The organism is Phycisphaerae bacterium, assembly GCA_019636475.1.
In the GTDB taxonomy this organism is placed as follows: domain Bacteria; phylum Planctomycetota; class Phycisphaerae; order UBA1845; family UTPLA1; genus JADJRI01.
In genome coordinates this window covers 99,905-112,088 of record JAHBXN010000001.1, presented here as the reverse complement: position 1 = coordinate 112,088, position 12,184 = coordinate 99,905, and the positions used below count along the sequence as shown (strand labels likewise).

General features: G+C 60.5%; 9 protein-coding genes. 7 read left to right on the top strand and 2 right to left on the bottom strand.

The window, feature by feature from the left end; all coding sequences use genetic code 11:
• Nucleotides 1-5: 5 nt before the first annotated feature.
• Both KF841_00540 and KF841_00535 read right to left on the bottom strand, forming a co-directional pair.
• Nucleotides 6-920 (bottom strand): hypothetical protein, encoded by a 915-nt coding sequence (locus KF841_00540; protein MBX3393830.1) that lies wholly within the window; start codon nt 918-920, stop codon nt 6-8.
• 35 nt (nt 921-955) lie between these two features.
• The gene (locus KF841_00535; GenBank protein MBX3393829.1) at nt 956-2,164 is read right to left on the bottom strand and encodes a hypothetical protein; all 1,209 of its coding nucleotides are present in this window, start codon (nt 2,162-2,164) and stop codon (nt 956-958) included.
• 663 nt (nt 2,165-2,827) lie between these two features.
• Here KF841_00535 and KF841_00530 point away from each other — a divergent pair.
• The 7 genes from KF841_00530 to KF841_00500 all read left to right on the top strand — a co-directional run bounded on the left by KF841_00530 (nt 2,828) and on the right by KF841_00500 (nt 12,084).
• The gene (locus tag KF841_00530; protein ID MBX3393828.1) at nt 2,828-3,706 is read left to right on the top strand and encodes a hypothetical protein; all 879 of its coding nucleotides are present in this window, start codon (nt 2,828-2,830) and stop codon (nt 3,704-3,706) included.
• 102 nt (nt 3,707-3,808) lie between these two features.
• Entirely contained in the window at nt 3,809-4,708 is a 900-nt protein-coding gene (locus KF841_00525; GenBank protein ID MBX3393827.1) for a MotA/TolQ/ExbB proton channel family protein, read from the top strand.
• Nucleotides 4,709-4,721: 13 nt separating this feature from the next.
• Entirely contained in the window at nt 4,722-5,168 is a 447-nt protein-coding gene (locus tag KF841_00520) for a biopolymer transporter ExbD (protein MBX3393826.1), read from the top strand.
• Nucleotides 5,165-5,632, top strand: coding sequence for a biopolymer transporter ExbD (locus KF841_00515; protein MBX3393825.1), 468 nt, complete (start codon nt 5,165-5,167; stop codon nt 5,630-5,632). Before KF841_00520 ends, KF841_00515 begins: the two co-directional genes overlap by 4 nt.
• On the top strand, nt 5,632-8,373 hold the full coding sequence (locus KF841_00510; protein ID MBX3393824.1) for a tetratricopeptide repeat protein: 2,742 nt from the start codon (nt 5,632-5,634) through the stop codon (nt 8,371-8,373). Before KF841_00515 ends, KF841_00510 begins: the two co-directional genes overlap by 1 nt.
• Nucleotides 8,370-9,266 (top strand): hypothetical protein, encoded by an 897-nt coding sequence (locus KF841_00505; GenBank protein ID MBX3393823.1) that lies wholly within the window; start codon nt 8,370-8,372, stop codon nt 9,264-9,266. Before KF841_00510 ends, KF841_00505 begins: the two co-directional genes overlap by 4 nt.
• 175 nt (nt 9,267-9,441) lie before the next feature.
• On the top strand, nt 9,442-12,084 hold the full coding sequence (locus KF841_00500) for a hypothetical protein (GenBank protein ID MBX3393822.1): 2,643 nt from the start codon (nt 9,442-9,444) through the stop codon (nt 12,082-12,084).
• The last annotated feature ends 100 nt before the right edge of the window (nt 12,085-12,184 follow it).

The following is a 12,184-nucleotide window of genomic DNA, read 5'->3' as shown; positions in this document are numbered from 1 at the left end:
GTGGGTCAGTCTCCGGACGACTTGCGGCCTTCCAGACGCTTGAGCAATGCATCGGCAAGGCAGTCGGCCGTCGCGGGACCGTGTCGCAGGAAGAGCGACGGCTCAACCAATTCCAGCTCTGTCAGCACGAAATTCCCCTCGTCGTCGCGGAGCAGGTCAACCCGGGCGTAGAGCAGCGGCCTGTCGACGGGCCGGCTGACCCAGTCTCCCGCCGTCTGGACGATTCGACGTGCAAGTGTCAGGACTGCGGCATCAAGGTCCGCAGGCTCGTCCTTGCCTCCATGATCATCCTGGACGCGGTAATCGCCGGGTACCGGGAACTTTCGGACCGCGTGAGAAACCTGCCCGTCAATCAGGATTACGGAGTATTCGCCTTCGGACTCAACCCGGGACAGGTAGGGTTGAAGCATCATGGGGCGGCCGGAGGCAAGACGCTGGAGGTGCTGCGAAGCCGAAGCCGTGCCTTCGGGCGTAAGGTCAAACCGAAGGGTGTCATGGGCCGCGGATCCGATCACCGGCTTGAGAAACCCTCGCTTCCAGCCCCGCTCGGCCATTGATTCCCGCCAATGCGAGTCCTCGCCGCCCGCCTTGAGCCAGATCGTTGGAATCGTCGGGATGCCACGGAGTTCCAGATCGCGGAGATACCCCTTGTGGGTGTTCCATCGCACGATCTCCGGCGGGTTAAAGATGGGTGTCACTTTGTCAACCCGCTGGGCCCATTCGACGAATTCATCTCGTCGCGGGACATAATCCCATGTCGTTCGGATCAGGCAGGCGTCGCAGGACGTCCAGTCGAAAGATGCGTCGTCCCAGGTGGGATGAAGGGTCATCGCGCCGCGGGCTGCGAACGCCGTTTTCAACGGGCGATCATCGATTTCCCAATCCGGCAGCTTTCGGCAGGTGACAAGGGCGATATTCATAGAAGTTCAATCGTCTGCCGCACGCTGACATCCGGTCAGGGGGGGGAGCTTTCGGGTGCGGTGAGGAAGCTGGTCCTTGCGAGGCGCTGATTGATCTCCGCGCGCTCGGCGCGAGAAGGTCGTTTCTCGAGTGCGTCCGTCAGATAGCGGTGGGCGTCCTCGGCACGCTGTGCCAGAAGCAGGGCATCAGCCAGTCGAATCAGGCGCTGAGGAGTCGTGTCCAATTCCGCTGCAAATGTGAGGTAGCCGATCTGCTTTTTCAATTGCCCGCGGGCCGATGCTTCGTCGGCGGCGACATCGTAAGCGGCTGCCAGCCGTCCGGTATCAATGCCGCCCGAGAGGCGCATGTGTTCCTTCGTATGCTCGATATACCGATCGAGGCGACCCAGAGCGAGCGAACTGGTCGCCAGGATTTCATGACCTCGGGCGCGATCGGTCGGCTTCAGCGCTCGAAGCGCCGATTCGATCAACTCTACGGACATTCGATGCTGATTCAACTTTGCCCAGAGCGCGCCGGCGAAACACTTCGCATCAGCACGATTCGGATCGGCGGCGATCGCCCTATGGATCTGGTAGATCGCGCTGCGTTGCGGGGCGACGATCACAACATCAGGTCGCCCGCGAACATGCTGAGCGACGATGCCGTCAAATGCGAATTGCCCGATCGACGGCGTGACGGTAAATTCAGTGTTCCAGCGCTCTTGGCGCACCTCTCCAAGCACGACATCAGACGCATCGAGCGAGCGAGCCCAATTCAGGTGCAGATCGCAGCTGTCCAGTCCCAGCGAGTAGGCCCGCTGAAAGCTCGATACCGCAAGTGCATGGGCGCCGTCAGACTGATATACCCGGCCAAGCCAGTAGTGATTATCTGCCCGGCGTGCATCCAGCTTGATGGCCGATTGAAGTGACCGTCGCGCGGGTGAAAGGCGACCTTTCAGAAATGATATACGACCTTCGATCGTATGCCGGTCGACGGCGGAAACGCTCAGCCCGCGCTCGGAAATGATTGCCGCGGCCGCATCCGCTTCACCGCGGTCGAGCGCTTCATAGGCCCGACTGACGGAGCCGGTCCGCGAGTCATTCCTGCCGGGCTGACGTGCGGAACCGGTGTCTTGCGACTGGGCCGTTTTCTCCACTGAGGAGGTTCCGTCGGGAAGATCGAGATCGTCGGCGCGAAGCGTCTCCGTGGACACGATTCCCGTGCAGAACAGCGCGGAAATGAGAATCCGAATCGCGCGATCCAAGGTCCGACTCCGATTTCCCGGCAATGCCCACCGCGTCATCTCGGACGCAGTGCCGCCCCGATGGTGCGGGATCTCATTCAAACACGCGAGGGATGGCGACTGGGTTGCAGTCACCCGTCCGGTATGAGGCATGCTGCTATTCCGGTCGATCACCAACCGAAATTGCGACTGCCCAAGCGACGACCAAATTCCCCTGAATCCCCTCATTCAGATCCTACCATCCGCGCGGAGTGGGGTCAAAGTCTTACGGGACGTGGTGATATGAGTCTCTGGAGTGCATCCGAGCCTCTGACCAGGACACGTCTGCGACGTCGGTCGAATGGAATTGGACGCGCAGCGGGGGATTCGTTGAACGACGTCTGTTGGCCGATATAATTCGGTATCGTCCGTTTTTTGCATACCACGCGACACGCCGGCGGGTCGCACGGTCGCCGCACCGTGGAAGGAGCCCCGCAATTGCCCCCCCGAACAGCCCAACCTGCCCCGGCTGGACGACGCATCGCTCGCTCAGCGCCGCGCCGTGCAGGAACGGGACTGGAAAGATCGTTCGGAGCCGAAATTGTTCATCACCTCGGCCCATTCGGGTTAAGCCTGCTTTGCCATCTGCTATTCGTCTTCCTGTTGAGCTTGAGCGGTTGGGCGGCCGGTGTCGGCGCAAGCCGAATGAACAGTGAATTTACAGCGCGTGTCGTAGCCCAGACCACCGCAACAGAGCAGACAGGCAGTTTTCTCTTTCCAGGCAAGGCCAACCTCGATCGTCCGGACTCTCGGCAAGCGGGGCAGTCTGACCCGGACGACGTGATCCAGGACCTGTCGAGCCTGCTCAAGAATGAGAAGTCACTTCAGGTTCAGGCCGTTGACGTCGGGAGTTCAGGCCTGAATTCGATCGCGGTGGAGGAGTTGAGGCAGGGCGATATTGTTGGAACGGGAGCCGCGGTCGGTGTCGCGAGCTCGAGCGATGGCCAGGGCAGCGGGCTCGGCGATCGCGACGTGGCCGGTGGCGGCCCGATCAGCGGAATGTGGGGCGTCGGAAAAGGCCAGCAGGCGCGTTCCATCATTTACGTCATGGACCGTAGCGGCTCAATGAGCGACACATTCACGTCACTGCAACGCGAGCTGATGCGGGCAATCGGCGCGCTCGACGCGGATCAGATGTTCAACGTAATCTGGTTCAATCAAGGCCAGGCAACCGAATGGTCCACCCGGCTGCGTCAGGCAACAGCCGAAAACAAGCGTGCGGCGTTTGATGCGATCAAACGCGTCGTGCCCGAGGGACAGACCGAACCGCTGGACGCGATTCGCAAGGCGCTCGGATACCGCCCGGACATCATGTTCCTCTTGTCTGACGGTGACTTCGGGGAGGACAACGAAAAAATTATCGCACAGATCAAACAGCGGAACCGCGGCAACCGGACGATCGTCAACACGATCCTGTTCATTTACGATACGATGGGGAAGGGCGAGCGGGTGCTGCGGTCCATCGCCGAGTCCAACGGCGGTAGCTTCAAACATGTAACGCAGGCCGATGTGAATCGGTCATAGTCAGGTCCGCCGCGAGGCGCGGTCGCTCGATGCAGCCAGGCTGATGATGCCGGCAATGCGAATCGATGCCGAATAGTTAATGCAAAACTGAGGAAGTAACTTATGAAGTGTGTGTCAGACTCAGGTCGCCGACACGTATTGCCACTTGCCGGAATGATGCTGGTGGCATCGTTTGCCACGCCGGTTCTGGCTGCCGATCAGGCGCCTGCAAATTCGCAGGCATCCTTCCTGCAGATCGTGATGACCGGCGCTGGTTGGCTTGGGCCGGTGATGGGCCTGATCTCCCTCTGGTCGGCGATCATTATCTTTGAACATTTCTTCACGATTCGGCGATCGACGATGATCTCGGAAGCGGAGGTCAGGGAAACCCGCGAACTTGTGGAGCGGCGACAGTTCAAGGAATGCATCGAGAAGCTCAGCAAGAGCAGGACGATGTTCGGCGACGTGCTGACCGTCGGCCTTCGACACGGAAGGCACGGCTTTCAGGCGATGCAGGAGGCGGTCGAGGAGCGCGCGATGGCGTGGCGCAGCCGCTTGTTCAGACGCGTGGAGTACCTGAACATCATTGGCAACATCTGCCCGCTGCTCGGTCTGCTCGGCACAGTCATCGGCATGATCGAGTCCTTTCAGCGGATGCGATCCGGTGCCTACGGGGCGGACAATCTTGCCGGCGGAATCAGCCTTGCGCTCGTAAGCACCTTTCTCGGATTGATCGTGGCGATCGTGTCGATGCTCTTCTTCGGAATCTGTCGCAATCGTGTCGATTCGCTGACGGTCGCCGCCCATGCCTCGTCGGTCGATATTCTTGAGTATTTCCGACCGGCTCCGGTGGTGCCGGGCACAGCAGCCGGGGGCGCATCGACGATCGCTGGAAACGTAACGCCGGCTGGCGCTGCTCCCGTGTCCGCCGGGCCTTTCACAGGGTCGCTTCCCGGATCGACCGTACCGCGCCCCACAGCGGCTCCGCTGAATCCGCCGGGACCCGTGCAGCTCGCGGATTGACGAGTGCAGTGAGATGATGAAAGCACCACCGCCACCAACTCCTGTCAAGATCAACCTGGCTTCAATGGTCGACGTGACCATGTGCCTGATGGTTTTCTTCATGCTGACAACCGAGATGGTGAAAAACGAGAACAGTGCGATCGATCTGCCGCTTGCAGTCTCCGCGAAAACCGTTGAACGAAAGGAACTCGGCGATCGGCTGGTCATCAATATTCGCGATGCCCGAACGACCGGCGGCGATGGCGCGATCTACCTTGTGCAGGAAAAGGAGACAACGCTCTCCGGTTTGCTTGAGCGTCTTCAGCGCGAGCGCGCCCGTCGCGGAGAGGTGAACTGCGTCATCCGCGCCGAGCGAAGTTTGCCCTATAAATATGTGCAGGCGGTCATGCTGGGCTGCGCGAAATCGGGAATTCAGAAAGTCACATTCAGCGCCGTGCCGCGCGAGGAGACCTCGCAATGACGCCTCGTCGCGGTTTCCCTGTCACCGCAAGCTACGCACCGAATCTCGCGTCGATGGTTGACGTCGTCATGGTGATTCTCATTTTCTTCATGCTGGGAACGAGCGTCACCGTGTCTGAGGGCGTCCTGCCGACGGAGTTGCCTTCGCAGGTCGGCCCCGGCGGCGGCGCGCAGGTGTCAGTCGTGCCGATTGTCCAGATCGTCCTGATGGAGCAGGAATCGCCACCGGGATGCCGCATCGTCCTGATGGATCGCGAGCTTTCTGAAAATTCGTTTGCCGCATTGGCGGCCCTTCTGCATGAACGCCTTCAGGCTGGCGCGGATCCGCAGGGGCGCATCCTCATCGGATCCGAACCGGGAGTCCCGTATCAGTGCGTGATCTCTGCGATGGACGCCTGCGTCCGCTCCGGCTTCGGAAACATCCAATTCGCCGTGAATCCGAATGTGAAGATCGACGTGAACTGATGCAAAGGCTGCGAAACCCTGACTCATGCGGTTCGACGCGATTCCACGCAACGCCCGACTTCGGTCCGTTTCTTCGCGCCATCACGGCCGCTGCATTGTTACTCATTGGTGCTTCGGCTGCGCGCGCGGCTGACGAGCCGGACGACAGCCTGCCTTCCGATCAGCGTCGCCTGGTCGTGGGACTGATCCAGCGCGATATGCCGGAACTGGTTGAGGAATTGCTGGCCGACGCGCCCGTGATGCACCGGGTCTACATTGCCAGGGCATTTGCCCATGCCGCCGCCACCGAGAAGTCCGCGGAAGTGCGAGAGCGGCTGTTGAACCGTGCGATCGAAGAGTATCGTCGGGTAATCCAATTATCGACCGACCCGAGCTGGATGCGCGGTGAGCGTCGCTCCTTTGATATTGCTCAATGGAGAGTCGAGTTGGGCGATCTTATTCTGCGTTACTCAGTCGCGGCCGATCTTGATCAGTTTGAAATTACCGCTGGCATTAAGTTTGATGCCGATAGACTGGCATCTCGTTTGAAGGAGGCTCGCGACTACTATCTGGCGGCCGGTCGGATTCTGGAAGATCTCGACATCGGCCTTCGTACGAACGAGGAACAGTATCTGCTGCTGGGAATCGCAGACCAGATTCCCCTGCTCTTGAAGCAGCAGCGGCTGAACCGGGCGTGGACGGAGGTGTATCTTGCCGCCATTTCGGCGATGAGTGACCCGGCCCGGTCGAGGATGCTCGAAGATTCGCTCGCCGCGTTCGATCAGGCTTCCCGAACCGCGAACGATCCCGACAAGAAGTATGCCGCATTGCTTGGGGCGGGAGTGGCGCTTCGCGAGCTCGGGCGCCTGCAAGAGTCGCTCGCGGCGCTCGAGCGTGTGATCGACTCGACTGCGTCACTAGCCGTGACGTCGCGGGCGGAGTTTGAGCTTGCGAAGGCACTGGTTAGCGCAAAACGGTTCGAGGATGCTCGCCGCCGGTTGGATCGGCTCGCCGGCCGATCAGTTGAAAAGCTCCGGCCGCAGGATGCCGGCGCGTCGTTCTATGTGCGAATCGCCCCGCTCATTCGTGCACGCACCTATGTGCTCGAATCGCGAACATTGCCGAAGGAGGATCCGCGCCGTGAGGCGTTAGAGAAAAATGCCCTAAGCGGTTTTGAATCCCTTGCGGCAAAGGGCGGCGCCTGGCCTCGAATGGTGCAGGTGTATCTTGATGATCTGGCGGGGCGGCAGCGGTCGCTCGAGCAGCTCTCGAATGTCGAAATCCTGATCATCGCATCCGAGGCTATGTCTGAGGAACGATTTGCCAATGCCGAGAAGGCGTGGCGATTGCTCCTCGAACGGCCCGATGCCTCGTCGCATCATCACGAAGCAAGATTCAATCTGGGCGTCTGCCTTTTTCAGCAAAAGGAACTTCGCGCGGCGGCCGAGACCTTCCTGGACGAGGCCCGTCAGTCGCCGCCTAGGGCGATTGAGGAACGCGCCTGCGACTACGCCTATCGCTGCTGGCGCCAGTTGGTGACGACGAGTCATGCCCGGGACGATTACTTGAAGCTTGCCGAAGCAGCGGATCTGCTTGCCAGTGCGATGCCGTCTCATCCCGAAGCTGCCGAGGCGCGATGGGTTGCGGCCTTGTCGCTGGAGGAGGGCGGCGAGTTTCGCCGCGCCGCCGCCGCCTACGGGCGTATTCCGGAATCATCGGCGGAGTATTGGCAAGCGCGACGAAACGCCGCACGATGCAGGCAGCGGCTGTACGAGGCGTTACCACGCGATTCCGCACCCGATCGGCAGATTGATGTGGCGCGCGAAGCGGTCGACGGCTGGATCCGGTTGATGGACGACCTTGTGAAACTCGCTGAACCGGTGACTTCCACTATTGGCGGATCCGGCCGACCGTCCGGAATTACCGCGCCACCCCAACAGACCATTGCTTCGTGGATTGAGGAGTCCCGCCTGGCCGCGTGTTCGCTGCTCATCAGCGAAGACGTCCGGGGCTACCGCCGCGCGCTCGAATTGCTTGAGAAAGCCCGGCCCAGTCCCCGTGTCTTGGGATTGCGGATTCGCTGCCTTCAGGCTTTGGGTGATATCAAGGAAGCCAATCGCGTCCTTGAGGAATATCTCAAGAACAACTCGACCGATGAACTCGGCACCGTCCTGGTGAGTCTGGCCGCCGAAATGGAGGCCGAGGTGAATCGTCTGGCGAAAGTCGGGCGAACGTCGGACGCTCGAAAGATGGCGGCTGAAACAGTGCCGACAATTCGGCACTTACTGGATTGGATCTCGTCACGGCCGGAATATGCCCGGCATGTCTCGGTCGTGCGTTTCAGTCTGGCCAACATGCTTGCCCAGGCCGATCGATACGCCGATGCCATGCAGGAACTGGAATCGCTCATTTCAAAGCACCCGTCGAATGGCAACTATCTGATCGCGGCGGCGCGGCTGCGGGAGCGCATGGCTGCCGCGACACTGCCGTCCGATCGAGATGCGGCGCTTCTCGCGGCTGAGGCGATGTGGGAACGCCTGCTGAAGGATGGACAGTTGCGAAACAACGCCCCGTCCGAGTATTGGGAAGCCCGCTATCATTGGCTGCGTCATCGGTTGCGGCGTGGCGAAGCCCGGGAGGTGATGAAGGGAATCCAGACCGAGCAGGCATGGCATCCTGATTTGGGAGGTCCGCCCTGGCAGGGCTTGCTCCTGGAACTACTCAACGAGGCACGCCAGACCGCTGAGACATCTGGCACATGACTCAATGTTTGCGTCCGTTGTGTTTCCTTCCTCGGTGGAGTCGTTCCAAACGGCTTCGCGCGGCGATTCTGTGCCATGTATTCGGCGCGATACTGCCGTTCGTAGAGGTGGCGGTCGCCCAGCCGACCGTTCCGGAGCTCGATTCGCCGGCCGTCAGCAACGATAACGAACGAAGCGACTCAAACGAACCTCTCGATTTGGAACATGGGCGACGGCTGCTGTCGGCGGTTCGCGACCATGTCTTTTCGTTCGACGATCCCGCATTTTACTGGTATTGCCGATTCGTTCGGGCCGATGCCGATCTCGATCGATACCGGCCCAGGACAGACGAGACACCTGCGTTGTGGCGAAACCTGCTTGAGAGACCGAGCGACTACCGCGGCGACCTGCTCTTCCTGCGCGGCGAGGTTCTGCGTACCCACGGGTTCGATGTGCCGAATCGGCCGGGCGTCGGTCGGCTTTTCCAGGTTGAATTGGCGGAAAAGGGGTCGCGTTCGGTGACGACCGTGATTCTGACGGACGACCCGGGTGAAGTGCCCGTTGGATCGCGCGTGTCGGTGAGAGGCTTCTTCATCAAGGTGCGGTCGTTTCAAACCGTGGGCGGGTCGAACGGGACAGGCGCGCTCGTCATCTCGAAGTACCTGAACGTGGAAGACGATCGGTCCGGTGGGGAAGTATCCGGGCCGCCGATTTCTTCGGACGACTTGCTCAGATGGCTCGCCGGAACAACTGGCGCACTCTTCATCATCTGGATCGTGCTGCGTCGGTTCACGAGGTCGGCGGATTCAGGTGAGACCGGGCTTGCCCGAAACCGAACTTCGGAAGCGGCAGAGGACGATTTCGCATGGTTGGAGGATCCGACAGCGCACACCGGAAAAAGGAAAGACGAGTAACGTCCTTCAGCCTTGGTCGTCCAGTTGAATCCGAAGGGGGCTCTGGCCGGTGTTCGAGAAATCAAAGGTGAGCATGCGTCACGAACGCGTGCATTTGGCACAACCCCGCAGTGCTTCTATCATCATTTCAATGAAGTTGAACTCACGCGAAACCGATTGGGAAGGGCGCATAGGCATGAATGGACTCAGACTCGCGATCATCGTCTCGATGCTCATCATTGCCGCGGGAACGCAATCTGCCCGGGGTGCGGGAAATTCAGAAACCAGTGCTCTGCCCTTGGGCAGCTTCGCAATTGAGCGGGGTTGGCACGATGTGGTCTTTCCGCTCGCGCAGACAACCACCGGCCCCGCGCCAATGTCGCTGGTGCTGATTGCGGCACAGCCATTTGTCGAAGCGGTTCGTCCCGCCCCGTTGGTCGGCGATGATGATTACGACCCGTACGCGCCGCCGAAGCCGGGACGCCAGGTCGAGGCGTCGATGAAATTCGACATCGGCGGACGCGAATTGCCGGAGTGGGGCCTCTCGTCGCGACGCACCGCCTACGTTATTAGTTACGATACCCTGAAGCGGAATCCCTCGTTTGCGGTGGATCATTTCTCACTTCGAGTCGAATTGCGAAGCGAAGCGGAGGCCGTCGCGGTCACCGTGCTCGCAATGCCGGATTTCATGACAGTCGTCAAAGGGGCGGTGGCTGGCTACGAAGGGCCGCTCGATGGGCTGGTAAGCTCCGTCGAGTCGACCGAACTGAAGGATTATTTCGGCGCACTTCGCCATGAGATCTCCGGAGAAATCGCACCGGCATACGCCGCCTATGGAAGGCTTGCGGCCTCATCCGATGCGCCGCTTGGTCGGCTCGCTCGGCGCGGGCTGCGGATGATCGAATATCTCAATCGACCGCATAAACTGTCCGGCAATATTATGGAGCACTACCGCTGGGGCCTCTATCTCCAGTGCGCGGGACTGGCTTCTGCCGCATTCAGCGAATTTGATGAAACGCGAGTCATCGACCCCAGTCACGTCGAGAGTCAGTATCGCGGGGGCGAGACCCGGGAGCGAACCGGCGGCGACCTTCTCGAAGTCGTCCAGTACCTTAATCGCACCGCCGAAATGTCCTACGTGGAAAGTCCGTCGGTCTGGAACGCCGTCGTTGTGATCGTCAAGTCGCGCGGCGCAAAGACGCTGGATGAGGCGGAGCTGATTCGTGTCAAAGATCAATTCACGGTGCTGGACCGTGTGTTATGTGCGGCGTCACGCGGCTGCTTTCGCCTGAACTTCACATTCTTCGAGGTCGATCAGGAAGATGCCGGAACCATGACACGGCATCTCGGACGCGTCACCGGGCCCTCGGATGATTTCGTTCAGGCGCGCGGGTGGTTTGATGTGGTCTTCTGTGTGCGGCCGCGAATCGAGGGCGAGAATCGCGAGCAGGTGGATATCGGATTCACCGATGTGGGGCCGAATGGCGCGGGTATCGCTTCCTTCTATCACGATTCGTCGTTTACTGCCCACATGCGGTCGATGTACACGCTGCTTTATTCCGCTGCCGCCGAGGCGGGGCAGACGGCCGGTTGGCCTGATCCGGCGGGCGCGCTGGCTTGCGGATTCCAGCCGATGCGCTTCGCCTCGTCCGCATTTCGATCTGCGATGCGTTACGAACTGTTTCCGGGTGATTTCCGGCGGTTATGTGCGGCTGACGAGGCCACGCCCGCGACCTACCTCAAACTATGGAGCATTCAGGGCCCAATCCCGACAACTCCACGCGGCCCTGGCGCGACGGCCGACACCGACTGGATAGAGTCGTCCGAAGCAAAGTCCACGCCGATCGTGAGCGTTTCAGATTTCATCGATTTGGCTGCGCGATTCCCTGATGCCGGCGCGGCGACCGTCAAGGCCACTAACTGGGTCTTTTCGCCGCAGCGCCAAAGCGTTTGGATTCGGCTCGGCCGAAACGACCGTGCAACGCTCTCCATCAATGGTCGACGCGTCATCGCCGCACCCTCAATCGTCGGTGGAAAGTTTGAGGGCCGCGACTTGGTCAATACCGCCTTCACACGCGAAACGCTCGAGGAAGGATGGAACGAGTTTGAGCTCGTGGTGTCGTCGCGACCATCGGAGAAAAATCGGGGGTGGGGCTTCTCCGTGAGCGTGGTTTCGGATCAGAAAACGCCGATTCCGGGCCTCGCATGCGTCTTCGAACGGCCGGTGAAAGACGTTGTTCCGCGCCAAGTTCCGCCCAGTTCCGGCATACATTACAAGTGGTCCGATGTGAAGGACGATCCGCGGCGTCTGCTCCCGAAATTGACTGCAAGGGAACTGCGAGATCTCGCCGGCGCCGAGGTGGCGATTCGAACCACCGGTGCGGATGCTTCGTACGTCGCCATCGAACTGACCGGCAGAAAGGCCGATGCCAACTACCGGCCGGTAGCCGACTATCTCAACGACGGCGTACGGGACTTTGTGCTCAATAATATTCTCGATTGGTCGCGTGAGAATTTCGCCATGATTCGGTGCGGCTCGCCCGATGCTCCGCGCGATCTGCTCCTGGTTCGGCCGGAGGCGATGGAGGCCGCCACGGTCATCCTGAGAGAATCCAGCTCGGCGAAACAACGATTTGCAGACGCCGGCGCGGCTGATCGAGTGCTTGGCTGGATAGAGGTCCCATCTCTCGGCTGTGTTTTCGTCATGGACGTTTGTCTCGGCGACGCCGGGAGGCCGCTTCCGGTCGACGAAGAGGACATCCTTTCGCCCTTTGGGAAGTTCATTCCCAATTCATGGGACGAGTTTATGGTCGGCCCGCCGGCTGCTCCGGTCGGTTGATTGATGAAGGGCGCCTCTCTTTCGGCGAGGTTCTCGGACCTGCACTCCTGATTCGTGTTCGGTCGATATGTCTGAAGCGATGCCGCGCGCCGATCGGCCG